Source organism: Nonomuraea pusilla, assembly GCF_900109355.1.
Lineage (GTDB): Bacteria > Actinomycetota > Actinomycetes > Streptosporangiales > Streptosporangiaceae > Nonomuraea > Nonomuraea pusilla.
Map to the genome: position 1 here is coordinate 63,614 of NZ_FOBF01000021.1, position 26,590 is coordinate 90,203.

24 protein-coding genes are annotated in these 26,590 nt (G+C 72.8%); 12 read left to right on the forward strand and 12 right to left on the reverse strand.

From position 1 onward, the window contains the following. Window positions 1-115 precede the first annotated feature (115 nt). From BMX74_RS33280 to BMX74_RS33290, 3 genes are all read left to right on the forward strand, one after another. Entirely contained in the window at window positions 116-1,495 is a 1,380-nt protein-coding gene (locus BMX74_RS33280; RefSeq protein WP_055508915.1) for an LCP family protein, read from the forward strand. A 974-nt stretch (window positions 1,496-2,469) separates the two neighbouring features. Continuing rightward, the gene (locus BMX74_RS33285; RefSeq protein WP_091104540.1) at window positions 2,470-3,402 is read left to right on the forward strand and encodes an ATP-binding protein; all 933 of its coding nucleotides are present in this window, start codon (window positions 2,470-2,472) and stop codon (window positions 3,400-3,402) included. A 103-nt stretch (window positions 3,403-3,505) separates the two neighbouring features. Beyond that, on the forward strand, window positions 3,506-3,892 hold the full coding sequence (locus BMX74_RS33290) for an SCO5389 family protein (protein WP_055508920.1): 387 nt from the start codon (window positions 3,506-3,508) through the stop codon (window positions 3,890-3,892). Between the two features lie 149 nt (window positions 3,893-4,041). Here BMX74_RS33290 and BMX74_RS33295 read toward each other — a convergent pair whose 3' ends face one another. From BMX74_RS33295 to BMX74_RS33305, 3 genes are read right to left on the reverse strand one after another with little or no spacing between them, the layout of a single operon-like run. Next, a complete protein-coding gene (locus BMX74_RS33295; protein WP_091104541.1) occupies window positions 4,042-5,076 on the reverse strand; it encodes an LLM class flavin-dependent oxidoreductase in 1,035 nt (344 codons plus the stop codon). Window positions 5,077-5,116: 40 nt separating this feature from the next. Beyond that, on the reverse strand, window positions 5,117-5,788 hold the full coding sequence (locus tag BMX74_RS33300; RefSeq protein WP_055508930.1) for a ribonuclease HII: 672 nt from the start codon (window positions 5,786-5,788) through the stop codon (window positions 5,117-5,119). A gap of 11 nt (window positions 5,789-5,799) precedes the next feature. After that, window positions 5,800-6,735 carry a LysR family transcriptional regulator gene (locus BMX74_RS33305; RefSeq protein ID WP_055508934.1) on the reverse strand — a complete coding sequence of 312 codons (936 nt, stop codon included), beginning with the start codon at window positions 6,733-6,735 and terminating at the stop codon, window positions 5,800-5,802. Between the two features lie 79 nt (window positions 6,736-6,814). Between BMX74_RS33305 and BMX74_RS33310 the strand changes: the two genes are divergently transcribed. The 3 genes from BMX74_RS33310 to BMX74_RS33320 all read left to right on the forward strand — a co-directional run bounded on the left by BMX74_RS33310 (window position 6,815) and on the right by BMX74_RS33320 (window position 12,184). Then, a complete protein-coding gene (locus tag BMX74_RS33310; RefSeq protein WP_091104543.1) occupies window positions 6,815-8,062 on the forward strand; it encodes a pyridoxal phosphate-dependent aminotransferase in 1,248 nt (415 codons plus the stop codon). Between the two features lie 180 nt (window positions 8,063-8,242). Continuing rightward, window positions 8,243-8,887, forward strand: a complete 645-nt coding sequence (locus tag BMX74_RS33315) for a GNAT family N-acetyltransferase (RefSeq protein ID WP_055509533.1) — start codon at window positions 8,243-8,245, stop codon at window positions 8,885-8,887. Between the two features lie 258 nt (window positions 8,888-9,145). Continuing rightward, entirely contained in the window at window positions 9,146-12,184 is a 3,039-nt protein-coding gene (locus BMX74_RS33320) for an AfsR/SARP family transcriptional regulator (RefSeq protein ID WP_091104544.1), read from the forward strand. A gap of 257 nt (window positions 12,185-12,441) precedes the next feature. Here the strand turns inward: BMX74_RS33320 and BMX74_RS33325 are convergent, their stop codons facing one another. Further along, complete coding sequence (locus tag BMX74_RS33325; protein WP_091104546.1) at window positions 12,442-13,875, reverse strand: DUF7059 domain-containing protein; 1,434 nt, start codon at window positions 13,873-13,875, stop codon at window positions 12,442-12,444. 143 nt (window positions 13,876-14,018) lie between these two features. On the opposite strand from BMX74_RS33325, the gene BMX74_RS33330 reads away from it, so the two are divergent. Beyond that, window positions 14,019-14,321: a hypothetical protein gene (locus tag BMX74_RS33330; RefSeq protein ID WP_236715116.1), complete on the forward strand. Its 303-nt coding sequence runs from the start codon at window positions 14,019-14,021 to the stop codon at window positions 14,319-14,321. Between the two features lie 37 nt (window positions 14,322-14,358). Here BMX74_RS33330 and BMX74_RS33335 read toward each other — a convergent pair whose 3' ends face one another. Together BMX74_RS33335 and BMX74_RS33340 are read right to left on the reverse strand one after the other, a co-directional pair. Next, window positions 14,359-14,955, reverse strand: a complete 597-nt coding sequence (locus tag BMX74_RS33335; protein WP_055508942.1) for a TetR/AcrR family transcriptional regulator — start codon at window positions 14,953-14,955, stop codon at window positions 14,359-14,361. After that, a complete protein-coding gene (locus BMX74_RS33340; RefSeq protein WP_091104547.1) occupies window positions 14,952-15,464 on the reverse strand; it encodes a GNAT family N-acetyltransferase in 513 nt (170 codons plus the stop codon). The genes BMX74_RS33335 and BMX74_RS33340 overlap by 4 nt, the downstream gene beginning before the upstream one ends. 58 nt (window positions 15,465-15,522) lie before the next feature. On the opposite strand from BMX74_RS33340, the gene BMX74_RS33345 reads away from it, so the two are divergent. The 4 genes from BMX74_RS33345 to BMX74_RS33360 all read left to right on the forward strand — a co-directional run bounded on the left by BMX74_RS33345 (window position 15,523) and on the right by BMX74_RS33360 (window position 19,119). Next, window positions 15,523-15,990, forward strand: coding sequence for a winged helix-turn-helix transcriptional regulator (locus BMX74_RS33345; protein WP_055508948.1), 468 nt, complete (start codon window positions 15,523-15,525; stop codon window positions 15,988-15,990). A 105-nt stretch (window positions 15,991-16,095) separates the two neighbouring features. Further along, a complete protein-coding gene (locus BMX74_RS33350; protein WP_091104549.1) occupies window positions 16,096-16,965 on the forward strand; it encodes an SURF1 family cytochrome oxidase biogenesis protein in 870 nt (289 codons plus the stop codon). Between the two features lie 9 nt (window positions 16,966-16,974). Beyond that, the gene (locus BMX74_RS33355) at window positions 16,975-17,718 is read left to right on the forward strand and encodes a tyrosine-protein phosphatase (protein WP_091104603.1); all 744 of its coding nucleotides are present in this window, start codon (window positions 16,975-16,977) and stop codon (window positions 17,716-17,718) included. A gap of 204 nt (window positions 17,719-17,922) precedes the next feature. After that, window positions 17,923-19,119 carry an amidohydrolase family protein gene (locus BMX74_RS33360; protein ID WP_091104550.1) on the forward strand — a complete coding sequence of 399 codons (1,197 nt, stop codon included), beginning with the start codon at window positions 17,923-17,925 and terminating at the stop codon, window positions 19,117-19,119. On the opposite strand, the gene BMX74_RS33365 is transcribed toward BMX74_RS33360, so the two are convergent. From BMX74_RS33365 to BMX74_RS33380, 4 genes are all read right to left on the reverse strand, one after another. Beyond that, window positions 19,116-19,469 carry a YkvA family protein gene (locus BMX74_RS33365; protein WP_236715117.1) on the reverse strand — a complete coding sequence of 118 codons (354 nt, stop codon included), beginning with the start codon at window positions 19,467-19,469 and terminating at the stop codon, window positions 19,116-19,118. The two genes, BMX74_RS33360 and BMX74_RS33365, sit on opposite strands and share 4 nt — an antisense overlap. 68 nt (window positions 19,470-19,537) lie before the next feature. Beyond that, window positions 19,538-20,977: an amidase gene (locus BMX74_RS33370; RefSeq protein ID WP_091104552.1), complete on the reverse strand. Its 1,440-nt coding sequence runs from the start codon at window positions 20,975-20,977 to the stop codon at window positions 19,538-19,540. A 15-nt stretch (window positions 20,978-20,992) separates the two neighbouring features. Continuing rightward, a complete protein-coding gene (locus BMX74_RS33375; protein ID WP_091104554.1) occupies window positions 20,993-21,952 on the reverse strand; it encodes an LLM class F420-dependent oxidoreductase in 960 nt (319 codons plus the stop codon). Between the two features lie 73 nt (window positions 21,953-22,025). Then, entirely contained in the window at window positions 22,026-22,694 is a 669-nt protein-coding gene (locus BMX74_RS33380; RefSeq protein WP_055509541.1) for a TetR/AcrR family transcriptional regulator, read from the reverse strand. Between the two features lie 156 nt (window positions 22,695-22,850). Between BMX74_RS33380 and BMX74_RS33385 the strand changes: the two genes are divergently transcribed. Next, window positions 22,851-24,038 (forward strand): hypothetical protein, encoded by a 1,188-nt coding sequence (locus BMX74_RS33385; protein ID WP_143078852.1) that lies wholly within the window; start codon window positions 22,851-22,853, stop codon window positions 24,036-24,038. A 153-nt stretch (window positions 24,039-24,191) separates the two neighbouring features. On the opposite strand, the gene BMX74_RS33390 is transcribed toward BMX74_RS33385, so the two are convergent. Both BMX74_RS33390 and BMX74_RS33395 read right to left on the reverse strand, forming a co-directional pair. After that, window positions 24,192-25,253 carry an aspartate-semialdehyde dehydrogenase gene (locus tag BMX74_RS33390; protein ID WP_091104555.1) on the reverse strand — a complete coding sequence of 354 codons (1,062 nt, stop codon included), beginning with the start codon at window positions 25,251-25,253 and terminating at the stop codon, window positions 24,192-24,194. Next, entirely contained in the window at window positions 25,250-26,524 is a 1,275-nt protein-coding gene (locus tag BMX74_RS33395; RefSeq protein WP_055508957.1) for an aspartate kinase, read from the reverse strand. The genes BMX74_RS33390 and BMX74_RS33395 overlap by 4 nt, the downstream gene beginning before the upstream one ends. Window positions 26,525-26,590 lie beyond the last annotated feature (66 nt).

The window sequence follows — 26,590 nt, forward strand, 5'->3', positions numbered from 1 at the left end:
CGCAAGACCCCCTTGACTGTGAATTGACCCGACACGACCGGTCCACCCCCTCCGCAGCGCGGCGGCCCGTTACTACGGTGAGGGAACTGCAGGGACAATGGGGGTTCGACCAGGCATGACGGGCAGGGAACGCGACTTCGGTCCGGGCGCGAGCATCGCGCTGACGATGGCGTCGGCACTGCTGTGGGGCGTGGCGCATCTGGCCGTCGACCGCAGGAAGACCGGGCTCGCGCTCATGACGGCCCACGTCCTGATGTTCGCCGCCGTGCTGACCATGCTCACCGCGTTCAGCGCCAACCTGCTCTCCCTGGCCGTCAGGCCCGCCTGGCTCACCGCCCTCACCGTCGTACTCGTCCTGGTCGCCCTCGCCTGGAGCGGGGTCATCATCTGGTCGTTCCTGCTGGTGCGTCCCGACCGGTCCCACAGCGTGGGCCGCCTGCTCACCACGACGCTCGCCGTGGCGCTCTGCGCGCTCGTCCTCGCCCCCACCGCGTACGCCACCCGCCTGGTCTACCTCTCGCGCGACGTCGTCACCACGATCTTCCCGACGAACACGGCGCCGATCGTGGCACAGGACCCGTGGAACGGCGCCGAGCGGGTCAACTTCCTGCTCATCGGCGCGGACGCCGCGCCCAGCAGGCCCGGCGTGCGTACCGACAGCATGACCGTCGCCAGCGTCGACACCGCCACCGGCGCCACCGTCCTGTTCGGGCTGCCGCGCAACCTGCAGCGCGTCAGGCTGCCCGAAGGCCCCGCCAGGGACCGGTTCCCGTACGGCTTCACCGGCGAGGGCCCCGAGACGCCCGGCCTGCTCAACGAGATCTTCCAGTACGCCGAGGACCACGCGGAGGTCGTGCCCGGCGTCCCGAAGGGCAAGCGCGGCCCCCACCTGCTCAAGCGCACCATCAGCGACATCCTCGGCATCCCCGTGAGCTACTACGCGATGGTGGACATGAAGGGCTTCGCCGAGATCATCGACGCGATGGGCGGCGTCCGCGTCAAGATCAAGGAGCCGATCGTCTACGGCAAGTACCGCGAGGGGCTCCTCCCCGCCGGCATCCGCAGGCTCTCCGGCGAGGAAGCCCTCTGGTACGGCCGCTCCCGCACCGACAGCGACGACTACGTCCGCATGGGCCGCCAGAAGTGCCTGCTCAACGCCGTGGCCAAGCAGGCCGACCCGGGCACCGTGCTCAACCGCTTCGAGCGCCTGGCCGACGCCACCAAGCGGGCCATCTCCACCGACATCCCGCAGGACCTGCTGCCCGCCCTCATCGACCTGTCCCAGAAGGTCAAAGCCACCAAGATCAAGAGCTTGAGCTTCGTCCCGCCGCTGATCAGCACCGCGTACCCGGACTGGAGCCTCATCAGGCACAAGGTCAGCCAGGCGCTCAGCGAGCGCCCGCCGAGCCGCTCCGCCACCGTCCCGCACGGCCCGTCCAGACCGGCCCCCCAGCAGACCGACTCCCCAGTCAACCTGGACGCCACCTGCACCTGACGCCGAACACCTGCCACCGGAGCCCAGACCCGGACGCCCGACGCCGGAGAACCGGGGACAGCCGCCACGGGAACTCCGGGGCGGCCGACGCGGGAGAGCCAGGGACAGCCGCCACGGGAACTCCGGAGCGGCCGACGCGGGAGAGCCAGGGACAGCCGCCACGGGAACTCCGGAGCGGCCAGCGGGTGGAGGCCAGACGGCGGCGTTCCCCGGCGGGGCCGTCCTGACGCGGCGCCCGCAGCATGGCCGCAACGAGCACGCCGACCAACGCGAGCCCGGCCGCCACACCCGGCCACGCGCAGCCCGGCACGAGCGCCACAGCGACCACCACGCGCGCCCACCCCCCTCCTGCGACCGCGCAGAATCGACCGGCCCCCTCCCGCAGCCGGGGCAGCCCGAGGGCCCGCCACCCGGCTCCCCTCCTGGGGCCGCGCGCCTGCCACCGGCTCCCTCCTGGGGCCCGGCAGTCCGCGGGCCCGCCGACCGACTGCCCTCCCGCGGCCCGGCAGTCCCGGGCCCACCGACCGGCTGCCCTCCCGCAGCCGGGGCAGCCCGAGGGGCCGCCACTCGGCTCCCCTCCTGGGGCCGCGCGCCTGCCACCGGCTCCCTCCTGGGGCCCGGCAGTCCGCGGGCCCACCGACCGGCTGCCCTCCCGCGGCCCGGCAGTCCCCGGGCCCACCGACCGACTGCCCTCCCGCGGCACGGCAGTCCCCGGGCCCGCCGACCGGCTGTCCTCCTGGGGCGGGCAGTGCGGGGGGCTGCCGGCCGGTCCCTTCTGGGGTGGGAGGTGGGGTGAGGGGCGTGTCCAGCACGTCCCCCCAAGGCCGATGGGGCTGGGGGCGCGGGACGTCGCCGGGCAGGGGCCGGGGTGCGAACAGGAGCTGTTGCGGGAATTCCCGGATGCCGGCCGTTCCCTGTGGCATGATGGTCCCGTCCAAGCGGAAATGATTTTCATCCCCAGCAGGAGTGCGCGCGTGAGAGTGGCGTTCGTCGGAAAGGGCGGCAGCGGCAAGACCACCATGTCGGCGCTGTTCGCGAGGTACGTGGCGAGCCAGGGCGGCCCCGTCGTCGCCATGGACGCCGACATCAACCAGCACCTGGCCCTCGTGCTCGGCCTCGACCGGCAGCCCGAGCCGCTGGGCGCGCACCTCACCGAGATCAAGGACCACCTGCGCGGCGACAACCCACGCATCCCCTCCGCCGAGGCCATGGTGAAGACCACGCCGCCCGGCCGCGGCTCCCGGCTCCTCGGCTTCGACGACCTCGCCGGCGGCGAGTACGCCCTGACCACCTCCGAAGGCATCCGCCTGATGGCCACCGGCCCGTTCAGCGAGGACGACCTCGGCGTGGCCTGCTACCACTCCAAGGTCGGCGCCGTGGAGCTGCTGCTCAACCACCTGGTCGACGGCCAGGGCGAGTACGTCGTGGTCGACATGACCGCCGGGGCCGACTCCTTCGCCTCCGGGCTGTTCACCCGCTTCGACCTGACCTTCCTCGTCGCCGAGCCCACGCGGCAGGGCGTCGGCGTCTACCACCAGTACCGTGAGCACGCCTCCCGCTACGACGTTGCGCTCGCGGTGGTCGGCAACAAGGTCCACGGCCCGTCCGACGTCGACTTCCTGCGCGACCAGGTGGGCGACGACCTGCTCACCTGGATGGAGCACTCGGCGGCCGTCCGGGCGATGGAGCAGGGCCGCCCGTTCACGCTCGACGACCTGGAGCCGGCCAACGCCGACGCCCTGGCCCTGCTGCGCAAGCGGCTCGACGAGCAGGAGAAGGACTGGGAGCGGTTCGGACGGCAGGCGGAGGAGTTCCACCTGCGCAACGCCCGCGCCTGGGCCAACGCCAGGACGGGCCTCGACCTGGAGGCCCAAATCGATCCCGAGTTCGTCTACGGCCGCCGCTGACCTGCGCGGCGAGGGCGATCACGCGAGTGTCGCCCTCCGGCCATATGGAGCCTTCTCCGGCGCCGACCTAGCGTCGGATTCGTTCCCTTCGAGAGGAGACAGCATGTCGCTGACCGTTCCGAACGAGCTGCTCGACCAGGCGAGGGCGGGGGACGTCGACGACGCGGCGTTCGTCGCCTGCGTACGCGACTCGTTGCCGTACGCGTGGTCGCTGATCAGCGGGCTCGCCGAGCAGCGCGAGACGACCGGCGCCGAGTTCGCCGACAACCAGACGCCGCCGCCGTCGGAGGAGGCGCGCGGCCAGCTCCTGCGCTGTCTGGCGAGCGACGCGATGCGCGGCGCGCTGGAGCGCCACTTCGGCGTGCGGCTGGCGTTCCAGAACTGCCACCGGGTGGCGGTGTTCGACCCGGCGGCGGAGAAGGCACTGCGCGAGTTCGTCACTCCGCGCGCGCAGCTCCTGAACCAGACGCCGGAACTGGTGGACTGCTGAATCCCACCGGATCCCGTCAGTTCCCGCCGAGACCGCCAGACGGCCGGCGGGCCGCTGGATCGCTGTAATGGCGCGTGCGGGCCGGCCCCCGGCCCGCACGTCCTCCCTGTTCCAGAACCTGGAACCACACGCTCCCGGCGGCATCCGGGTCAGCCGGTCGTGGGCGTAGGAGCGCCTGTGGCCCCGCCCCTCCTGAGCAGTGGGAGCACCTCCGCGCCCAGTCTGCGGACGTTCTCCAGCACCCTGCGGGGCTCTCCCGCGCCCTCGACCAGCAGGATGAACCGGTCGATCCCGGTCTCGCGGGCCGTGCGCAGCAGCGTCTCCGCGCAGTGCTCGGGCGAGCCGACCGGGTGGACGCGTGTCAGGAAGTCGACGTAGGCGGCGACGTCGCGCGGGGCGCGCGGACGGCCGTCCACCGGCACGTACCCGGCGAGTCCCGGCTCCAGCCACGCGGGCATCGCCGCCTTCAGCTCCTTCACGGCGGCGGCCGTGGAGTCGGCCACGTGCCCGACCGCGGCGGCCACATGCCCCGCGCCGGCCGCCCCGCCCCCTCCTGGTCCCGACAGGGCGGCGTACTCCGTGACCAGTGCCGCCTTGGCGGCGTCGTCGATGTGCATGCCGAGGAGCATCGGCAGCCCCCGCGCCGCCGCCAGGGCGATCGTCGGCGAGGAGGTGCAGGCCACCACGGGACGCAGCGGCGCGCGCGGCACCAGCTCGACCTCCCTGAAGCGGAAGAACTCGCCCCGTCCTGTGGCCCGCCCGGTGGCGAAGGCGGCGAGCAGCAGGTCGAGCGTCTCGGCGAAGCCGCGGTCGAAGCGCTCGATCCCCGTGCCGAACACCTCCAGGTCCACCCAGGGCCCGCCCCTGCCGACGCCGAGCGTGAACCGTCCGCCCGACAGGTGGTGCAGCATCGCGGCCTGTTCGGCCAGCGCCACGGGGTGCTGGGTGGACAGCACGCTGACGGCGGTGCCGAGCCCGAGGCGGCGCGTCCTGCCCGCCGCGGCGGCGAGGAGCGTCAGGGGCGACGGGCAGACGCCGTACGACATGAAGTGGTGCTCGGCGACCCAGGCGTCGTCGAACCCGGCCTCCTCGGCCGCGACGATCAACTCAAGGGTGTCGCGCAGCACCAGGCCGGGATCCCGCCCGGGAAACCCGGCCGCGACGAGGAAGACGCCGACACGCACGCCTCCACTATCGCCGACGGAGCCCGGCAGCCGAAGGGCGTCAGCCGAACAGGGTGGCCTGCCCCTCGCCGGCGAGCGGGTCGCGGTGCCGTTTCATGTGCCGCCACTGCGGCAGGTCGTCCAGGTACGACCAGGAGAGCCGGTGATGCTCGGTGGGCCCGAGCCTGGCCAGCGCCTCCTGGTGCGGCGGTGACGGGTACCCGGCGTTGTCGGCGAAGCCGTACGCGTCGTGGCCGAGCCCGGCCATGTAGGCGTCGCGCCGGACCTTGGCGAGCACGGACGCCGCCGCCACCGACACGCTCGCCGCGTCGCCCTTGACCTCCAGCCGCACCCGCCAGGGGGCGCCGATGTAGTCGTGGTTGCCGTCGAGGATCACCGCGTCGGGCCGGACGGGGAGCGCCTCCAGGGCGCGGCGGGCGGCCCTGCGCAGCGCCTCCGTCATGCCGAGCGTGTCGATCTCGTCGTGGCCCGCCTCGCCGTAGCCGATGCCGGTCGCCCAGGAGGCGAGCTCTCCGGCGAGCGCGGCCCGCTTGGACGGCGAGAGCCGCTTGGAGTCGGTGAGCCCGGCGGGCGGCTCGGACAGGTCGGTGACGACGGCGCACACGCCCACGGGCCCGGCCCAGGCGCCTCTGCCGACCTCGTCCACGCCGGCGACCAGGCGGATGCTCGGCTGGGACAGCAGGAGCCGTTCGATGTCGTACGTGGGGGCCATAGCCGCTGACGTTATCGCTCGGCGGGGCGTACGGGTTCCAGATCGGCGGCGATGTACCGGGCGGCGACGTGGATGGCCCGCAGGGTGACGGAGACGGACGGCCGGTGGACGCTGGAGCCGCGGGCGACGGCGTGGACGTCCCGGCCGACGGGGTTGCCGGGGAACTGCCTGACGGCGAGGCCGCGCACGCCGGCGGCGAGCGCGAGCGCGGGGACGGCGGCGATGCCGATGCCTTTGGCGACGAGCGACAGGATCGTCCCGAGCCCTTCGAACTCCCACGGGGTGGGCCTGGTGCCTCCGACGTCGACGAACAGCCGGTCCACGGCGAGCCGCGACGGTTCGCCGTCGGGGGTGGCCATCCACGGCTCGTCGCGCAGTTCGTGCAGGTCGAGGGGCACGGCGGGGTCGGCGAGGCGGTGCCTGCGCGGCACCACGAGGACGAGCGGGTCGTGCAGCAGGGGGAAGACGCGCAGGTTCTCGTTGTCGCGCACGCGCCCGTACCAGTCGTCCACGAGGGCGATGTCCACCTCGCCCGACTGCACCTCGCGCAGGCCCCGTCCCGACCTGCTCTGGCGCATCCGGAGGGTGAGGCCGGTGTGGCGGCGCAGGGTGCGGGCGAGCGCGGGCGCGAATGCGACGGCCGCCGTGGGGAAGGCGGTGAGCACGACCCTTCCCGCGGGGGTGCCGGCGTGGGCGGACAGGTCGGACTCGGCCTCCTCCACCATCGCCAGGATCCGTTCGGCGTGGGCGACGAGCCTGCGCCCGGCGTCGGTGAGTTCGGCGCTGCGCGCGGTCCTGTCGATGAGTGCGGTGCCGGTCTCGCGTTCCAGCGCCGCGAGTTGCTGCGACACGGCCGACGGGCTGTAGCCCAGCGAGGCCGCGGCGGCGGCGATGCTGCCCCTCCGTGCGAACTCACAAATCAACGTCAGACGCCGCAAATCGAGCATCGGAATTCCTTACGCCTACCCACAAAAAGCCTCGCTTGTGCTGATGCCTTCATCCAACCACCCTGGGAACGTGACAACCATGACCGTGACGCTGTCCGCCACGCTGGCGGCCAACGAGGACATCGAACGAAGACGACGCGCCGGGGAACGCGTGCTGCACCTCGCGTTCGGCGAAGCGGGTCTGCCGGTGCACCCGGCGCTGCGCGACAGGCTGGCCGCCGCCTCCGCGCGCAACGGCTACGGCCCCGTCGCCGGAGCGCCGGACCTGCGCGAGGCGGCGGCGGGCTACTGGCACCGGCGCGGGCTCCCCACCGACCCCGACCTGGTCGTCTGCGGCCCCGGCAGCAAGTCACTCCTGTACGGTCTGCTCCTCGCGATCGGCGGCGACGTCGTCCTGCCCATGCCGAGCTGGGTCAGCTACGCGGCGCAGGCCGACCTGGTCGGCTCCCGCCCGATCCTGGTACCGGTGCCCCGCGGCGAGGGCGGGGTGCCCGACCCCGGGCAGGTGGCCACCGCGGTGCGGCGGGCCAGGGCCGACGGCAGGACCGTCAGCTCGCTGCTGGTGACGCTGCCCGACAACCCGACGGGCCGCATGGCGTCGCCCGAGCTGATCGCCCGCCTGGTGGACGTCGCCCGCGAGCTCGACCTGATCGTCATCTCCGACGAGATCTACCGCGACCTGCTGCACGACGGGTCGCTCCCGTACACCTCGCCCGCCGACCTCGCGCCCGAGCGCACCGTCATCACGACCGGGCTGAGCAAGAGCCTGGCGCTGGGCGGCTGGCGCATCGGCGCGGCCAGGCTTCCCGAGGGCGCGTACGACCTGCGGGCCAGGCTGCTCGCCGTGGCCAGCGAGATCTGGTCGGCCCCCGCGGCGCCGGTGCAGGAGGCCGCCGCGTACGCGTTCACCGAGCCGCGCGAGCTGGCCGAGCGGGTGGCGCGCAGCCGCGTGCTGCACGGGACGGTGGCCCGCGCCGTGCACCGGTGCTTCGAGGAGATCGGGGCCGAGACCCCGGCGCCGCAGGGCGGCTTCTACCTCTACCCCGACCTGGGCCATCTCCGGCTGGGCGGCTCCGCCGAACTCACCAAGATCCTGCTCGACGACCACGGCATCGGGGTGCTGCCCGGGCACGCCTTCGGCGACGACCCGGCGGCGGCCCGCGTGAGGGTGGCGGTGAGCCTGCTGTACGGGGAGACCCCGGAGCAGCGCCTGACCGCTCTGACCAGCCCCGATCCGCTCGGGCTGCCGTGGATCTCGGCCAGTCTCGACCATCTGGCGACGGGCCTGAAGGATCTTTCGCGAGGCCGCCGGGAACCCGGGCGTTAACGCCGCCGGGCGGCCGTCCCGCCGCCATGTCACGGTTAGGCGAATCTTTCCCCAAGAGCGGGTTCGCCGCCCCCCAAATCAAGGCCCTGACCTGCGAAAACACCGCAGTCGCAGAAACCCGCGGAAGATGACCATGACGGCGTGGTTACACCTGCGCCAAGCAGCCCTCATCATGTGCTCATGCCCGCTCTTGTCACCTTGTCCGGGCGCCTCGTGCGCCTGGAACCTCTCAGCCTCGCGGCGATCGACGACCTCGTCGCCGCGGCGAGTGAAGACCGTTCCACGTACGCCTTCACTCGCGTCCCGCATGGGCGGGACGAGATGGTCTCCTATGTGGAGGCCGCCCTGGCTGAGCAGGCGGAGGGCCGCACGTTGCCCTTCGCCATCCGGTGGCTGCACACCGACCGTCTGGTCGGTGCCACCCGTCTCATGAACCTGGAGTACTGGCAGGGCCCCATGCCCTGGCCTCCGGGCGCACGGGGTGCGGTGGGCGAGGTCCCGTCCGTGGCGGACATCGGTTACACCTGGCTGGGCGCCTCCGCCCAGGGCACGGGTGTCAACAGGGAGAGCAAGTTCCTCATGCTCTCCCACGCCTTCGAGACCTGGAACGTCCACCGCATCACACTGAAGGCCGACGTACGCAACGTCAGATCCCGGGCCGCCATCGAGGCCCTCGGCGCACACTTCGACGGGGTGCGGCGAGCGGAAAGCCGAGGCGCCGACGACACGGTCCGAGATACCGCGTACTACTCGATACTCAACGCCGAGTGGCCGGCCGTGCGCGAACGGCTGGCCCTGCGGCTCGGACTGGTCGAGGCAGCGTAGGAATCGTCGGCTGAAGGCCCCGCCCGGAAGAAGATTCTGGGCGGGGCCTGTATTTTTCCGTGGCCCGGCCGGCTCTGCATGACACGCCCCCGCGTTGGAATCATGCCGAACCTGACTCCAGCCTCCGGGGGCGGGCTCAACACCTGATCAACGGCCGATCAACGCGGAGGTTGACGATCGGTCCGGGTCCGGGTGGGGAGCAGCCAGGGATCTATCATTTGGTCACAAAACGTGCCATTGAACATGGAGACAGACGGCATGGCTGGTCAAGGCGTCGAAGGCGGGCTGCGATTCGCCGTGCTCGGTCCCGTCCGGGCGTGGCGTGACGGCCGGGAGCTCGACCTGGGGACGCCGCTCCAGCGCTCGATCCTCGCCATGCTGCTCCTGCGCGAGGGCCGCGCCGTCACTCCCAACGAGATGATCGACGGCGTCTGGGGCGAGGACGCGCCGCCGCGCGCGCTCGGGGCGCTGCGTACGTACGTCTCGCGGCTGCGGACCGTGCTGGAGCCGGACCGGCCGGCCCGCTCGCGGCCCGAGCTGCTCACCTCCATCGGCAGGGGCTACGCGCTGCGCCTGCCCGACGGCGCGCTCGACCTGACCCGTTTCCAGCGGGACGCGCAGCAGGCCGAGGCCTCCCGCAGGTCGGGCAGGCTCGACGCCGCCGCCGAGTCGCTGCGCGGCGCGCTCGGGCTGTTCGCCGGCGAGCCGCTGGCCGGGGCGGTCGGCCCGTACGCCGAGCACCAGCGCGACCGGCTGGTCGAGCGCCGCATCAGCCTCGTCGAGGCCCTCATGGACGTGGACCTGGAGCTGGGCCGCCACGCCGAGGTGGTGTCGGAGCTGATCGCGCTGACCGCCGAGCACCCGCTGCGCGAGCGCCTGCGCGCCCAGCTCATGCTGGCCTACTACCGCTGCGGCAGGCAGGGCGACGCGCTCGCCGTCTTCACCGAGACCCGCGAGGCCCTCGTGGACGAACTGGGCGTCGAGCCCGGCCCGGAGCTGGCCGGGCTGCACCAGCGGATCCTGTCGGCCGACCCGTCGCTGACGCCCTCGGGCCCGGCGCCGGCCGCCGCGCACGGCGACGAGCAGGAGCGCGAGGAGGACACCCAGCCCGCGCCCGAGCTGCCCAGGCCCGCCCAGCTCCCCGCCGCCGTCACCGACTTCACCGGCCGCAGGGACGTCGCGGCGCGGCTGCGCTCCATGCTGGCGGCCCGCTCCGCGGGCGACGGCGTGCCCGTGGCGGTGATCTGCGGCATCGGCGGCGTCGGCAAGACCACGCTGGCCGTGCACGCCGCCCACGCCGCCGCCGACCTCTTCCCCGACGGCCAGCTCTACGCCGACCTGCGCGGACACAGCGACGAGCCGACCGCGCCCGAGTCGGCGCTCGGCGGGTTCCTGCGCGCCCTCGGCGTGCCGCCGGACGTGATCCCCGACGGGCTTCACGAGCGCTCCGCCTTGTACCGCTCCATCCTGGCCGAGCGCCGCATCCTCGTCCTGCTGGACAACGCCCGCGACGCCGAGCAGGTCGGCCCGCTGCTGCCCGGCTCGCCCGGCTGCGCCGCCCTGGTGACGAGCCGCGCCAAGCTGGCCGACCTGCCGTCGGCCCGGCTGATCGACCTCGACGTGATGGAGCCCGACGAGGCGCTGTCGCTGTTCGCGGCCGTGGCCGGCCCCGAGCGGGTGGCGGCCGAGCACGGCGCCGCCATGGACGCCGTCGCCGCCTGCGGGTTCCTGCCGCTGGCCGTGCGGATCCTGGCCGCCAGGCTCGCGGCCCGGCCCACCTGGACGGTCGCGTCGCTGGTGCCGCGCCTGGCCGACGAGCGGCGCAGGCTGGACGAGCTGCGCGTGGGCAACCTGGCGGTCGAGGCGACGTTCGCGCTCGGCTACGGGCAGCTCGACGCCGGGCAGGCGCGGGCGTTCCGCCTGCTGTCGCTGCCCACCGGCCCCGACGTCTCGCTGGGCGCCGCCGCGGCCGTGCTGTCGATGCGCGAGTTCGAGGCGGAGGACGTGCTGGAGTCGCTGGTGGACGCGAGCCTGCTGGAGGCCCCGGGCCCCGGCCGGTACCGCTTCCACGACCTGCTGAAGCTGTTCGCCAGGCGGGAGCTCGACAGGTCGGAGCCCGCGGAGGCCACGGCGACGGCGCTGCGCCGCCTGCTGGGCTTCTACCTGGCCTCCGCGCAGTCGGCGCACCGGCTCGCGTACGAGGGCAGCATGATCGCCGACAACCTGGCGGCCGTCGGCGAGGGACGCTCGTTCGCGTCGGCCGACGACGCGGTGGCCTGGCTGATCTCCGAGGGCGACTCCCTGTTCGCGGCCGTCCACCAGGCCGCCGCCTCCGCCCGCGCCGCCGACGAGCTCCTGCCCGCCGCCGACCTGCTTCTCGCCATGGAGCCGCTGCTGGAGTCGGGGACGCACACCCGCGAGTTCGACCAGAGCACCCGGGCCGTGCTGGCCGCCGCCACGCCACTCGGCGACCGGGCGGGCGAGCTGCGCGCCCGGTACGTGCTCGGGAGGGTCCTGTTCGCCGGCAACCGGCTCACGGACGCCGAGGAGCACTTCAGGACCGTGTACGAGCTCTCGACCGCGCGCGGCGAGAAGATCGTGACCGGCGAGGTGATGAACGCGCTGGCCGTGGTCGTCGGCCGGCAGCGCCGCCACACCGAGGCGCTGGCCTGGTTCGACGAGGCGATGCGCTACTACAGGGAGAACGGCGTGCCCGCGGGCGAGGCGCTCGTGCTCAGCTACTCGGCCCGCGACCACCTGGGCCTCGGCCGCGCCGAGGACGCGGTCGCCGCGGCGGAGAAGGGCCTCGCCCTGTTCACGGAGATCGGCAGCGGGGCCGGCACCGCGCGCGCCCGCTACCACCTCGGCATCGTCCTGTCGCGTGTCGGCCGGCTCGCCGAGGCCGTCCACCACCACGCCGAGTGCCTGGCGTTCTTCAGGGCGAGCAAGCAGCGGGTGTGGGAGCAGCGGGTCTGCTCGCGGCTGGCCGAGACGCTCATCGCCGCGGGACGGCACGCCGACGCGGCCCGCCACGCCGAGCAGGCGCTCACGGTGGCCAGGGAGATCGCCCACCCGTACGGGGAGGCGCTGTCGCTGGCCGTGCTGGGCAGGGCGCTGCGCGGACTCGGCGACGAGGCGCGGAGCGGCGACTGCCTACGCCAGGCGCTGGACGTCTTCACCAGGATCGGCGCCCCCGAGGCCGGAGACCTCAAGCTCCTGCTCGACGGCTCCCCCGCCGTCGGCTCCCCCGCCGGCCCAGCGCAGAAGTCCGGGCCCGTCCCCGTCGTCGAGTCCTGAGTACAGCTCGTCGTCCAGACGTGTCATCCACACATGGTTGATCAAGGCTGTCCTTAGGGTGTCCAGGTAAGGCAGCCCGGCCGGTCATCCTCGACCGCCACGCGTCGCCAGGGGGCCCGGTCATCGGGTTGCTCCACGCGGCGGCTAGCCGCCTCACACGGACGACCGGCCGGACCTGACGCCGCCCTCGAACCCCCCGGGCCGCGCGTCGTGCCAGCAGCGTGCACCCCGGCGGTCAACGTCGGATCAACACCGGATCAAAGGAGGAAGTACCCCTCGGCGATGAGCGGGCGCACGGCGTCGGCGTCGGGGATCTCCCTGCCGCCGACCAGCTCGGCGATCACGTTGAGCAGCGGCCCGAGGGCGAGCTCGCCGTCGCACACCCCGGCCAGCGCCGCCTCGACGGTGCCGACCTCCCTGCTGCGCCGCAGCCCCCTGGTCTGGCGCAGGACGATGCGCATCGGGTCCTCGGCGCCCGGCAGGCCGACGCGCTCGTCCAGCAGGCCCTCGGCGGTACGCAGGCGGGCCGCGTCGAGGTCGCGGGCCCGGTGGGCGGCGGCGACGGAGTCGAGCACGCCGTCGACGTACGCGCCGACGGGCAGCTCGACCTGGTGCGTGAGCCGTTCGACGCGCACCACCGGGTCGGAGGCGCCGGCGTTGCGCATGGTGATCCAGCCGAAACCGACGCCTTCCGCCTTGCGCTCGTCGAACCACGACAGCCAGCGGTCGTAGTGCTCGGCGTAGGCGGGGGTGCCCTGCTCGGCCGCGTCACGCAGCCACAGCTCGACGTACTCGGCGGGGTCCTGGACGTCGCGTTCGACCACCCAGGCGTCGCAGCCGGTCTCGCGCAGCCAGCCGCCCACGCGCTCGCGCCAGTCCTCGCCCTCGACGTGCAGCCAGTTGGCGAGGAGGTGCGCCTGGCCGCCGGGGGCGAGGTGGCGGGGCGTGCGCAGCACGAGGTCGCGGCAGAAGGAGTCGCCGCCGCCGCCCGACTCGCGGTAGGTCAGGGTGCGCTCGCCCGGCGGCGTGATGACGAACGGCGGGTTGCTGACGACGAGGTCGAACAGCTCGTCCTCGACGGGCTCGAACATCGAGCCGACCCGGGCGTCGACGCCGGTGACGCCCGACAGCCGCCAGCTCAGCCGGGCGAGCTCGACGGCGCGCGGGTTCAGGTCGGTGGCGGTGACGTGGCCGGCCCGCCCGGCCAGGTGCAGCACCTGGACGCCGCAGCCGGTGCCGAGGTCGAGCGCCCGCCCGACGTGCCGGCGGGTGACGAGCTGCGCCAGGTTGGCGGAGGCGCCGCCCGCGCCCACGACGTGGTCGGGCCGCAGCGCGGGGTCGCCCGGCCGCACCTTGCGGTCGGAGACGAGGTAGCCGCCCGGCCCCTCGGTCTCCCACGGCTGCAGGTGCACGGCGGCGGCCACGTCGTCGCCCTCGCGCCTGACGAGGCCCTCGTCGAGCGCCCCCTCCAGCACGTCGGCGGGCAGCGCCCGCGCGGGCACCGGGACCCCGAGCCACCACAGCCTGACGAGCGTGGCCAGGGGGTCGCCGTCGGCGGTCGCCCGCAGCGCCGGCACGAGCTCCTCGCGGGCCAGCGCCGACGCGGCGACGTCGCCCAGCCGCTCGCGTACCCCGTCGATCGTGTAGCCGGTTTCCAGCAGGTGATGGCGCAGTCGTTCCACGGGAACCATCCTTCCACCGCCCGCCCGTCCGCATGATCCGATACGGACTGTGCTCAGACTGTTACGTAACGGCCCAAGCATTCTGCAAGCGGGGGACAAGTGGTGCGCGATATCTCTTGAGGGGTCAGCCCGCGTACGAAGGAGCGGACCCCGTGCTGATCCCCTGCCTGGCCTGCGAGTCCCGTTTCGGGCCCGACGAGTACTTCAGCGCGTGCTCCGACTACAACCGCGGCCTCGACCTCGTGTCCTGGACGTGCCCGCGCTGCGGCAACCGCGACGACCTGCGCGTGCTGCCCGGCGAGCTGGGCTTCGGCTATCCCTCCAGGGGCAGGTTCGCGGTGCACGACAGGGTGCGGGTGCCCGGTCTGCGCAGGCAGCGCGGCGACCTGCGGCTCGACATCTCGCTCGACCGGTCGAGCTGGCGGGTGACCACCCGGCTGCGTCAGCCCGCCTGAGGGGCACGCCGGGCTCGTCAGGCGGGAAGGGCCGCCGTCACTCCGCGCGCCGGCGCAGGCTCAGCCAGGCGGCCTCGCCCAGCTCCTTGATCTCCTCGGGGGTGGGCGTGTGGGCGCCGGCGAACCACAGACGGCACATCTCCTGGGCCGGGCCCAGCCACAGCACGTAGCACATGGTGGCGTCGACCGGGCGCAGCAGCCCGTCCTTCATGTGGGGACGCCACCAGTCGGAGACCTGGCGGAAGAAGGCGCGGCGGGCCTCGGACACCTCGGCGCCGCCCGGCTCGTGCTTGCGCGGCGGCCGCTCGCTGACCAGCAGCCTGGCCCGTTCTGGGTGCTCGCCCGCCCACCGCATGTGGAACGCGACGACGGCCTCGATGCCGTCGCGGGCCTCCTGGTGCCTGACCAGTTCGGCGAGGAACGCCTGCTGGTAGGCGGTGAGGATCTCGGCGTACAGCACGCCGAAGACGTGTTCCTTGCTGGCGAAGTGGTGGTAGAAGCTGCCGACGCTGACGCCGCTCTCCTCCCGCAGGCTGGCCAGCGTGGTGGCCGAGACGCCGTCCTGACTGAATCGGCGGAGCGCGCCCTCGATGATGCGGGTGCGGCCGTCACGTCCGTTCTTGGCACTCTTCACACAGACAATGGTGTGCCACCAGAACCTTGTTCCGCAAATACGGCCGGCTGGTTGATCATAGCGGTGACTTCCACCGATCCGGAAGAGACCTTCGTCCTGGCGTCGGGCCAGGCCCTGCGGATGAGCCGCAGCACCCTCCTGTTCTCGCCCAGGACGTCCATGCCGACCGTCCTCGCGCCGCGCGCGGCGGCCCTGGACAGGAGCGCGTCGACGAGCTCGGGGCCGAGGCCCATGCCCTGCCAGGCGTCGGCCACGACGACGGCGACCTCGACGTCGGCGCACCCGCCCCGGTAGCTCATCGCGTGCCCGACGATCTCGCCGGCCATGGTCGCGACCAGGGCGTCCCTGCGGTCGTCCACGGCGAGCAGGGTGCGGACGAGCGAGGCCGCCGGCCTGCTGACGCCGGTGAAGAAGCGCAGGGTCTGGGTGTGGAGCGACAGGCCGGACAGGAAGCGTCTGACGCCCTCCTCGTCGTCGGGGCGGACCGGGCGAATCTGGGTTCCGAACATAGACTCAGACTGCCCCGGAAGGCTGAGTCTGTCAATCGAACTCAGGTATAATGCGCAAATGAACGTTCCCTTCCGGGTGGACAACTGCTCGATCGAGCGCACCCTGGACATCGTCGGGGAGAAGTGGACCTTCCTCGTGCTGCGCGAGGCGTTCAGTGGCGTCCGCAGGTTCGCCGACATGCAGGCCATGACCGGCGCCCCCAGGCAGGTGCTCAGCGCGCGCCTGGCCCGCCTGGTCGACGAGGGCCTGCTCCACAAGGCGCCCTACCGCGAGCCCGGCCAGCGGCAGCGCGACGAGTACCGGCTCACCGAGAAGGGCCGCGACCTCTACCCGCTGCTGGTCGCGCTGATGCACTGGGGCGACAAGTACCTCGCGGGCGAGGACGGCCCGCCGGTCCTGCTGACCCACCGCGACTGCGGCGCCCTCGTCGAGCAGCACTTCCGCTGCGCCGACGGCCACGAGGTGAGCGGGCCGCGCGAGGTGACGGCCATCCCCGGCCCCGGCGCCCGCCGCCACACCGCCTGACCCGCGACGCCACGACCCCTGATCGGCGGGCCTGGCGTGTGACGCCACGCCGCCTCCCGCGGGGCGCGTGAGGGAGCACCCTTCGCGCTGCCTACCCTTGGAGGCGTGTACCGGTTCCTGCTGACGCCCCGATGGCTGGCGCTCCACGTCGTGGTGCTGCTGGTCATCCCCTCCTTCGTGTTCCTGGGGCGCTGGCAGTTCGGCCGGTTCGAGGAGCGCTCGGCCAACAGCCACACGGTGACCGCCAACCTGGAGGCCCCGCCCGCCCCCCTGGAGCGGCTGGCCGCCCCCGGACAGCCCGTCCGCGAGGACGACCGGTTCAGGACCGTCACCGCCACCGGCACGTACGACGCCGCCCACACCCTCCTCGTACGCCGCCGCCCCCAGGAGGGACGCAACGGCTTCTACGTCCTCACCCCGCTCGTGACGGGCGCCGGGCAGGCGGTCATCGTCAACAGGGGCTGGGTCCCGGCAGGGGCGTCGGCCGACGCCGCGCCGCAGGTGCCCGCCGCACCCACGGGGCAGGTCCGGGTCACCGGGCGGCTGCGTCCGAGCGAGACCGAGGAGTCGAGCGGCATCCGCGAGCGCCCCGGTCTGCCCGCGGGCCAGGTGCTCCTCATCGACGCCGCGAAGATCGGCAAGGCGATGCCGTACCGGCTGGTGGGCGGGTACGTGGAGCTCGTCCGGGAGGACCCCTCCCCCTCTCCCGCGCCCGCGCCGGTCCCCGAGCCGGACGTCGGCTCGGGCGGCGGGCTCAACCTCGCGTACGGCGTGCAGTGGTGGCTGTTCATCGGCATCGCGATCGGCGGCTGGATCCTGCTCATCCGGCGCGAGGTGGCCGAGCGCAGGGCGGCAGGGGAACCCGGTGACGACGCCGAGGACGCCGAGGACGGCAAGAACGGCGAGGGCGGCGAGGGCGGACAGACCGGGGCCGGCGCGGGCGCGCCCAGGGAGGCCGGATCCCCCGCCAACTAGGGTGTGATCGTGATCCGCCACATCGCGTTCGCCAACCTCTGCAATTTCCGTGACATAGGTGGATATGCCACGCAGGACGGCAGGACCGTCCGGTGGCAGCGGCTGTACCGCGCCGACTCCCTCGGCTGGCTGGCCGGAGCCGACCTGGAGACCTTCCGGGCCCTCGGTGTCCGCACCGTGATCGACCTGCGCCACCCGTACGAGGTGGAGCGGGCGGGCCGGGTGCCGGCGACCGAGGAGCTGGCCTACTGGAACCTGCCCATCGAGGGCAGGCCGTGGAACCGCGACGACTACAGCGAGGACCTGGGCATCGCCAGGTTCCTGGCCGACCGGTACCTGGAGCTGACCGAGGACGGCGTGGACAACCTGCGGATCGCCGTCGAGACGATCGCGGCGACCGGCGGCACCCCGGCCGTCGTGCACTGCGCGGCGGGCAAGGACCGCACCGGCCTGCTCACCGCGCTGATCCTGTCGATGCTCGGCGTGGCCGAGGACGACATCGTCGCCGACTACGCGCTCACCGGCCTGGCCACGCAGCGCTTCCTCGACGGCTGGCGCAGGAGGAACCCGGGCAAGCCGCCGTGGCCGGGCTTCGGCCTGGCCCCGGCCGAGGCCATGCGGCTCCTCCTCGACGAGCTGGCCGGGCGGCACGGCTCGGTGGCGGCGTACGTGGCGGACGTGCTCGGCGTGGACGAGGACACCGTCGCCCTGCTGCGCGCGACGCTGCTGACTGAACCGGCCCCCGAGGGGTAGAGGGCACCCGGATCCGCGCCGGAAGCGTGGACGCGGCCGCGGATCCGCGTCATGACCCGGGATCGCCCACCATCCCCCTCCCGGCGGTCCCGGGTCCGGCGTGACCCGCAGACGGGGGCGAAGACCGCGCGAAGCCGCACACGGATATCCAACGGATACGTCGCAGCTTGTTCGACGTTATGCCGTCGTCGTACGGTTACCTGCGTGACTACGCCGCTGCTCCCCGAACCCGAACCCCGGCGGCGCGACTACGTGATCATCTCTGCCGATGATCACCTGATCGAGCCTCCGGACCTCTTCGAGGACCGGCTGCCGGAGAAGTACGCCGACGTCGCACCCAAGGTCGTGGAGACGGACGCCGGCCACCAGGTCTGGCGGTACGGCGGTGCCACCTACCCCTGCGCCGGCATGGACGTCGGCGCCGGCCTGCCGCGCGAGCAGCGGACCCTGGAGCCGGTCAGGTTCGAGAACATGCGCCCCGGCTGCCACGACATCGAGGCACGCGTCAAGGACATGGACGTCGCGGGCATCTGGGCCGCGCTGTGCTTCCCCGGCATGCTGGCCGGGCAGTCCGGCATGCCGTTCGCGAGGACCCGCGACAAGGAGCTCGGCCTGGCCCTGGTCAAGGCGTGGAACGACTGGCACATCGAGGTCTGGGCGGGCACCTACCCGGAGCGGATCATCGGCCTGCAGCTGCCCTGGCTGCCCGACCCGGACGTGGCGGCCAAGGAGATCCGCGCCAACGCCGCGCGCGGCTTCAAGGCCGTGGTGTTCCCCGAGTTCCCGACGCGGCTGCGGCTGCCGTCGATCCACTCGGGCCACTGGGACCCGTTCTTCGCCGCCTGCGAGGAGACCGGCACCGTCATCGCGCTGCACACCGGCGACGCGTCCTGGACGCCGGTGCCGTCACCCGACACGCCGATCGAGGCCATCACCACGCTGATGCCGACCACCGCGATGTTCGCCTGCGCCGACTGGCTCTGGTCGGGCGTGCCGCTGCGGTTCCCCGCGCTGCGCATCCTCATCGTCGAGGGCGGCGTGGGCTGGCTGCCGCTGCTCGCCGAGCGCGCCGACTACGCGCTCGACCACCCGGTGGCGGGCGAGGCGTCGTGGGACGGCGGGCTCAAGCCGAGCGAGGTGCTGCGCCGCAACTTCTTCTTCGGCACGCTCGACGACCACGCGCTGTCGGGGGTGCGGCTCGCGGTCGGCCTCGACCACGTGCTGCAGGAGAGCGGCTACCCGCACTCCGACTCCACCTGGCCCGACACCCAGAAGGCGGTGGCCAGGAACCTGGGCACGCTGCCGCCCGCCGACCTCGCCAGGGTCGCGTACGGCAACGCGGCCCGCCTGTTCGGGCATCCGCTGCCGTCGCGCGCCTGGCTCCGGATGGAGGAGATCTAGGGGGTCCGGCCTTCCACCCTGCCCTGGATGACCGCGCGCTCGTGCTCGACGTAGCGTCCGCTCTCGCCGAGCAGCGACGCGATCAGCCAGAGGAACACGCCGAAGTCGTCGGCGACCCCGATGAGCATGAGGAAGTCGGGGACGACGTCGATCGGCGAGAGGATGTAGACCACGCCGAGGCCCAGCAGGGCCAGCTTCCCCTTGCCCATGCCGGCGTACTCGCCGCGCATGACCGCGCGTACCAGGCGGGGGATGGCCCTGACCCTGGTCATGAGGGCCGGCGAGCCCGGCTTGGTCACCTCACGGTACGTCCGCCACGCCGCCGCTGCCCGTGCTGACTTCGCCATCATGCGGAACCTCCTACCCCCGGCTTCTCACGACATAACGCGTTGGCCGGAGGGGATGGTTCCCGCGCAGGTCAGCGGGGCATGGCGGCGTGCTCGAACGGCGCGGCCCGCTCGATCTGGGCGGCGACCCTGACGAGCACGTCCTCCCTGCCGGGCGCCGCCACGAGCTGGACGCCCACGGGCAGGCCCGACGCGGTGCGGTGCAGCGGCAGCGAGACGGCGGGCTGGCCGGAGGCGTTGACCGGCGAGGTGAACGCGAGGACGGGCGCCGACCTGGCGAACCCGGTGGCCGGGTCGTCGGGCGGGATCCAGCCGAGCGGGAACGGCGCCGTGCCTGCCGACGGCATCAGCAGCAGGTCGTGCCCGTCCCGCCACCAGGAGACCAGGCGGCGGCGGAAGGCGTCGATCCACTGCGCGGCCAGGATGTGGTCGGCGGCGCTCCTGGCGCGCCCGGCCGCGACCATCGCCTGGTTGCGCGGCTCCAGTTCCTCCATCTCGACGGGACGCCCGCGCAGCCGGCCGATCGCCTCCACCTGGGCGGCGATGTTGTCAGAGACGATGACCCCGAAATGATGCGGAAAATCGGGATCCGCGAGGGCGGGCGGGCCGCCCGGCGCGACGTCGTGCCCGAGCGATTCGAGCAGCGCCGCCGCCCGCAGCACCGCCTGGGCCGGCTCCGGCTCCCCGGGCACCCCCTCGCGCGGATGCCGCGTCACGAACCCGACCCGCAGCCGACCCGGCTCCCTGCCCACCTCGGCCGCGAGCGGCCCCGGCAGCGGCGGCGCCGCGTACGGGTCGCCCGGCTCGAACCCCGCGACCACGTCGAGCGCCGCCGCCGTGTCGCGTACCGTCCTCGTCACGAACCCCGGGCAGGACAGGCCGTTCCACCCCTCCCCCGCGTTCGGCCCGAGGCTCAGCCTGCCGCGCGACGGCTTGAGCCCCACCAGCCCGCAGAACGACGCCGGCACCCGGATCGACCCGCCGCCGTCGCTGGCCGTGGCCAGGGCCGTCATCCCGGCCGCCACGGCCGCCGCCGAGCCTCCGCTCGACCCTCCCGCCGAGTACCGCGGGTCGTACGGGTTGCGCGTCGGCCCGAACGCGGTGGGCTCGGTCGTGATCGTGCTGCCGAACTCCGGCGTGTTCGTCCTGCCCAGGATGACGAACCCGGCCGCGCGCAGCCGCCGCACCCCGTAACCGTCCTCCTCGACGGGGATGCCCTCGCGCACCCGCGAGCCCGCGTGGTACGGCTCCCCCGCCTGCCGCCAGCCGAGGTCCTTCAGCAGGATCGGCACCCCGCGGAACGGCGCGTCCGCACGCCCGTCACGGGCCCTTCCGAGCGCGCGGGCCTCGTCGAGCGCCCGCTCGAAACGCCGGTGGACCACCGCGTTCAGCCCGCCGTCGCGCTCCTCGACCGCGGCGATCGCCGCCTCCACCAGCTCCAGCGGCGAGACCTGCCCGTCCCTGACGGCCCGCGCCTGCCCGGTCGCGTCCAGCCCCAGCACGGCGTCCATCGCCGGCCCTCCCCGTCAGGCCTCGGGAGCCAGGTCGCGTACGGCCTGGTCGATCGGCACGTCGCCGCCCGGGATGGGGGCGAGCACCGGGGTGGTGAGGCCGCCCGCCACGTACTCGCGGATCCTGGCCCGGCAGGTGGCCGCGTCGCCGTGGACGACGAGGGCGTCCACCACCTCGTCGGGGATGGCCTTGACCGCGGCCCGCCGGTCGCCCGCCGCCCACGCCTCGTGCATCGGGCGCAGCGCCTCGCCCCGGCCGAGCCAGTCGTGGAAGGCGGCGTACACGGGGACCGTCAGGTACGCGGCGAGCATCCGCCTGGCCGTCTCCCGTACCAGGGCGGCGTCCTCGCTGACGCAGACGAACAGCCGGGCGATCAGCTCGGTGTCCTGACCGATCTCGGCCCGCACCGTGCGGACGTCCTCGGGCGAGAGCCAGTTCGTGATCGCGCCGTCGGCCTCCTCGGCGGCCAGGCGCAGCATGCGCGGACGCAGCGCGGCCAGCACGATCCTCGGCGCGACCCGTGGCGCCCGCTCCAGCTTGAACCCCTGGACCTCGAACGTCTCGTACCGCTCGGAGACCTTCTCCCCCGCCAGCGCCCTGCGCAAGAAGCGCAGCGTGTCGCGGGTGCGCGCGTACGGCTTGGCGAAGTGGCCGGCGTTCCAGCGTTCGACGATGGCGGGCGAGGACGCGCCGATGCCCAGCACGAACCGTCCGGGCGCGAGGTCGGCCAGCGTGGCGGCCGACATGGCGAGCAGCCCGGGCCCGCGCGTGGAGACGGGCACGATGGCGGTGCCCAGCCGCACGCCCGGCGCCCATTCGGCCGCGAGGGCGAGCGGCACGAAGCCGTCGGCGCCGTTGACCTCGGCGGACCACACGTCGGTGTAGCCGAGTCCGGGGAGTTCGGCGATCAGGTCGCGGGACTCGGCCGGCGAGCGGTCGGAGAAGGGGATGGTCATGCCCCAGTTCTGCGTCATCCTCGGGCCTCCAGGATCGGCGTCGATGACGTGACCATACCAACCGGACGGTATGGCTCGGCAGAGGCGCCGCTCACGCCCGCAGCTCGTGGACGGCCGCGATGAAGTCCTTGGTGATCCCCCGCAGGCCCGGCAGGTGCGACAGCCCCACGAGCCGGTCCACCAGCGGCACCGTCACCTCGATCAGCCGGTACGTGCGCGCGCACCCGGGCGAGGTGTCGTGCACCCAGAACAGCACCATGCCCATCGACAGCAGCCACAGCAGCTCGGGCAGTTCCCCGCGCAACTCGGCGTTCATCCGGTCCTTCGCCCCCTCGACCACCTGCCGGTAGATGGCGATGGACGCCTCCCTCGCGGGCGACGACTGGGCGCTGAACGGGCTGAGCGGGTTGGTCGGCTCGGCCGCGTGCTTGAAGAACTTCACCGCGAACTCGTGGTACGGCTCCGAGACCCGCACCCACTCGCGCAGCACCCCGCTCAGCCTGGCCGCGAACGCGTCCTCCCCGGCCAGCAACTCCCTGCAGGCGGCCTCGTGCTCGGCCTGCGCCCGGTCGTAGTACGCCTGGATCAACGCCTCCTTGCCGTCGAAGTAGTAGTAGGCGTTCCCGACGGACACCCCCGCCTCGGCCGCGATGGCGCGCATGGTGGTGGCTTCGAAGCCGCGCTCCCTGAACAGGCGCAACGCCGTCTCGACGATGACCTCTCGGGTGCTCTCCGATCCTCGGTTTCGGGCTTCGGACACGTTCGTCACTTTACGGCTTGATGCCCGGTTAGGTCATGAAGGCTCACGGTGATCGCCGACACAGAGCAAAGATACTTCTGCGACAGGGGTTATCAGCGGTGAATGGTGGGATTGTCGTTTCAGGCGGAAGGGCTATTTCCGCGAAAAGGCATCGACATGTGGATACGTGGAACACTGCGGCTTGTCACAGTCGCACTCCTCGACATTGAGATCTCCATAATCGCGCTGGCGTCCGCCGCCTCCGCCGCTCCCACGCCACCCGACGGCGGGACAGCGCGGACGCCACCACCCGTCATCCGCACCCACGACCCCGGCGAGCCCGCGTACGGGCCCTGGTGGTACGCGGACATCGAGCACCCGGGCGGCGACACCGCCGCCCAGATGGGAGACGTCCTCACGCGGACCGAGCGGGCCTACGAGCGCTACCTGACGGACTGGGGCCCCTACAACTGGCCCCAGCCGCTCCCCTGGCGCTCCCGGGCCCTCGACGACGCGTTCAGAGACGCGTGGGCGCCACGGCAGGACGCCGTGGGCAGCGCGCGTCACAGCACCGGCGAACAGGCCAGGGCCTCAGCGAGGGCTCTGACACAGGTGAACGCCGCCGCGGGCGAGGGGAAGCGTACCGCGGCGACCGCCACCGGGTCGGGCATTACCGAGGCACGGCGCGTCGGCGTCGCCGTGGTGAGGAGCCGTCCCGTCGCCCCGGCCGGGGCGGGCGTCGCCCGCAAGGTCCAGGCGGACGTGGCCGCCCGGACGAAGGCGGAGGCCCGCAAGGCCCAGGCGGACGTGGCCGCCCGAGCCAGGACGCAGGCCCGCAAGGGCCAGACCGGCCTCGCCGGCCAGGCGAAGGCCGAAGCGCGCAAGGGCCAGGCCGGCCTCGCCGGCCAGGCGAGGGCGGAGGCCCGCAAGGGGCAGGTGAACCTGCGGCAGGCCATGCCGCGCCAGGCGACCCTGCACCTGACGCACACCATCGCGAGCACCTGGCTCAAGCGGGCGGGCCTGCGGATGAAGTCGTCGGGGAACTGCACGAGCCGGCACGTCGGCACCTGCACGTCCCTGGACTCCGTCCGCACGAGCACCGTCGCGCGGGTCATCCAGCTCAAGCGGGCCAGCGGCTGCCCGGTGCTGGTCACCGGCGGCACGGAGACCGGCCACGCGCCCGGGCACTTCAGCCACGGCAACGGCTACAAGCTGGACATCACACACAACCCATGCATCGACCGCTACATCACGAAAAATCACGCAACAGCGGGAACTCGGAGTGACGGAGCCCGGCTCTACCGCTCACGCAACGGCACCGTCTTCGCCGACGAGATCGACCACTGGGACATCCTGTTCCGCTGACCTCTCCGCTCCGCGAAAGGGTGACGGGAACGAGAAAGGGTGACGCCGCGCACGCGACGTCACCCTTTCTCCACTCGTCCCAGGTGAGGCCGCACGGCGACGTCACCCTTTCTCCACCCGTTCCGGGTCATCCACCCGGTTCCGGGTTTCGCGTCAGAACTCGGCGGCCACCAGCTCGGCGATCTCGGCCGCGTTCAGGGCCGCGCCCTTGCGCAGGTTGTCGCCGCACACGAACAGGTCGAGCGTGTTCGGGAAGTCCAGCGCCTGACGGATGCGGCCCACGTACGTCGGGTCGGTTCCCACGACGTCCAGCGGCGTCGGGAAGACGCCGTTCTCCGGGTCGTCCACGAGCACGACCGTCGGCGCCGCCTCCAGCACGCGGTGCGCGTCGGCCACCGTGATCTCACGCTCGAAGCGGGCGTGCACGGCCAGCGAGTGCGTGGTGATGACCGGGACCCGCACGCAGGTCGCCGAGACCTTCAGGTCGGGGATGCCGAGGATCTTGCGCGACTCGTTGCGCAGCTTCAGCTCCTCGGAGGCCCAGCCGCCGTCCTTGTACGACCCCGCCCACGGCACCACGTTGAACGCGATCGGCGCCGGGAACGGCGACTCCTCGGGCAGCTTGTTGGCGAGGACCTTGCGCACGTCGCCGGCCGACTGGCCCACCGTGCGGTCGCCCGCCAGCGCCTCGACCTCGTCGTACAGCCGGGCCGAGCCCGCCACGCCCGCGCCGGAGACCGCCTGGTAGGAGGCCACGACGAGCTCCTTCAGCGTGAACTCGGCGTGCAGCGCGCCCATGGCCGCCATCATCGACAGGGTCGTGCAGTTGGGCGTCGAGATGATGTTGCGCGGCCTGTCGCGCGCGTCCAGCGGGTTGACCTCGGGCACGACCAGCGGCACGTCCGGGTCCATGCGGAACGTGCCGGACTTGTCGATGGCGATCGCGCCGCGCTCGGCCGCGATCGGCACCCACACCGCCGACACCTCGTCGGGCACGTCGAAGATGGCGATGTCGATGCCGTCGAACACCTCGGGCGCCAGCGCCTGCACGACGACGTCCTCGCCGCGTACCTTGAGCACCTTGCCGGCCGAGCGGGGGGAGGCGACGAGACGCACCTCGCCCCAGATGTCCTCGCGGGTCGAGACGATGTCCCGCATGACGGTGCCCACAGCGCCGGTGGCGCCGATCAGAGCGAGATTGGGCCTGCTGCTCATCGTCCTGAACCTCCATACACCACGGCTTCGACCTGGTCGGCGTCGAGATCGAAGGCCCGGTGGGCGGCCGCCACGGCCGCGTCGACACCGTCCTGGCCCACGATCACGGAGATGCGGATCTCCGAGGTGGAGATCATCTCGATGTTGACCCCCGCGTCGGCGAGGGCCGCGAAGAACGTCGCCGTGACGCCGGGGTGCGAGCGCATGCCCGCGCCGATCAGCGACACCTTCCCGATCTGGTCGTCGAAGAGCAGCGACTCGTAGGCGATCTGGCCCTGGATCTTCTTCAGCGCCCCCAGCGCCGTCTGCGCGTCGGCCGTGGGGAGCGTGAAGGAGATGTCCGTGCGGCCCGTGGCCGCGGCCGAGACGTTCTGCACGATCATGTCAATGTTGATCTCGGCGTCGGCGAGCGTTTTGAAGATCGCGGCAGCCTCGCCGACCTTGTCGGGAACCCCGACAACGGTGATCTTGGCCTCGCTCCGGTCGTGCGCGACGCCGGAGATGATCGGCTGCTCCATCTCGGTTCCTTCGGTGTAAGGGTCGGAGACGACCCACGTGCCTTCCCTGGTGCTGAACGAGCTGCGTACGTGAATCGGCAGGTTGAACCGGCGAGCGTACTCCACGCAGCGCAGGTGCAGGATCTTCGCGCCGCAGGCCGCCATCTCCATCATCTCGTCGTACGAGATCCTGGGGATCTGCTGGGCGGCGGGCACGATCCGCGGGTCGGCGGTGAAGACGCCGTCGACGTCGGTGTAGATCTCGCACACGTCGGCCTCGAGCGCCGCCGCCAGGGCCACCGCGGTCGTGTCGGAGCCGCCGCGGCCCAGCGTGGTGATGTCCTTGGTGTCCTGCGACACGCCCTGGAACCCGGCCACGATCGCGATGTGACCCTGGTCGATCGCCTCGCGGATGCGGCCGGGCGTCACGTCGATGATGCGGGCCTTGCCGTGGGTGGAGTCGGTGATCACACCCGCCTGCGAGCCCGTGAACGAACGGGCCTCGTGGCCGAGGTTGGCGATCGCCATCGCCAGCAGGGCCATCGAGATGCGCTCGCCCGAGGTCAGTAGCATGTCGAGCTCGCGGCCCGGAGGCAGCGGCGACACCTGCTCGGCCAGGTCGAGGAGCTCGTCCGTCGTGTCGCCCATGGCGGAGACGATCACGACGACGTCGTTGCCGGCTTTTTTCGTCGCGACGATCCGCTGCGCGACCCGCTTGATGCAGGACGCGTCGGCGACGGACGAACCACCGTACTTTTGCACAACGAGCGCCACGAGAGTCTCCCGGTTTGGACTGTGAGCTGCCAGTCTACTGGGGGCCTCTCATGCACCGGATGGTCC

Bases quoted from the DNA above. Each gene is read 5' to 3' on its own strand.
- BMX74_RS33315 (WP_055509533.1), top strand. From the start codon at position 8,243: ATGCCCGCTCTTGTCACCTTGTCCGGGCGCCTCGTGCGCCTGGAACCT.
- BMX74_RS33290 (WP_055508920.1), top strand. From the start codon at position 3,506: ATGTCGCTGACCGTTCCGAACGAGCTGCTCGACCAGGCGAGGGCGGGG.
- BMX74_RS33280 (WP_055508915.1), top strand. From the start codon at position 116: ATGACGGGCAGGGAACGCGACTTCGGTCCGGGCGCGAGCATCGCGCTG.
- BMX74_RS33320 (WP_091104544.1), top strand. From the start codon at position 9,146: ATGGCTGGTCAAGGCGTCGAAGGCGGGCTGCGATTCGCCGTGCTCGGT.
- BMX74_RS33365 (WP_236715117.1), bottom strand. From the start codon at position 19,469: ATGATGGCGAAGTCAGCACGGGCAGCGGCGGCGTGGCGGACGTACCGT.
- BMX74_RS33385 (WP_143078852.1), top strand. From the start codon at position 22,851: ATGTGGATACGTGGAACACTGCGGCTTGTCACAGTCGCACTCCTCGAC.
- BMX74_RS33340 (WP_091104547.1), bottom strand. From the start codon at position 15,464: ATGTTCGGAACCCAGATTCGCCCGGTCCGCCCCGACGACGAGGAGGGC.
- BMX74_RS33305 (WP_055508934.1), bottom strand. From the start codon at position 6,735: ATGCTCGATTTGCGGCGTCTGACGTTGATTTGTGAGTTCGCACGGAGG.
- BMX74_RS33325 (WP_091104546.1), bottom strand. From the start codon at position 13,875: ATGGTTCCCGTGGAACGACTGCGCCATCACCTGCTGGAAACCGGCTAC.
- BMX74_RS33310 (WP_091104543.1), top strand. From the start codon at position 6,815: ATGACCGTGACGCTGTCCGCCACGCTGGCGGCCAACGAGGACATCGAA.
- BMX74_RS33345 (WP_055508948.1), top strand. From the start codon at position 15,523: ATGAACGTTCCCTTCCGGGTGGACAACTGCTCGATCGAGCGCACCCTG.
- BMX74_RS33375 (WP_091104554.1), bottom strand. From the start codon at position 21,952: ATGACGCAGAACTGGGGCATGACCATCCCCTTCTCCGACCGCTCGCCG.
- BMX74_RS33370 (WP_091104552.1), bottom strand. From the start codon at position 20,977: ATGGACGCCGTGCTGGGGCTGGACGCGACCGGGCAGGCGCGGGCCGTC.
- BMX74_RS33390 (WP_091104555.1), bottom strand. From the start codon at position 25,253: ATGAGCAGCAGGCCCAATCTCGCTCTGATCGGCGCCACCGGCGCTGTG.
- BMX74_RS33300 (WP_055508930.1), bottom strand. From the start codon at position 5,788: ATGGCCCCCACGTACGACATCGAACGGCTCCTGCTGTCCCAGCCGAGC.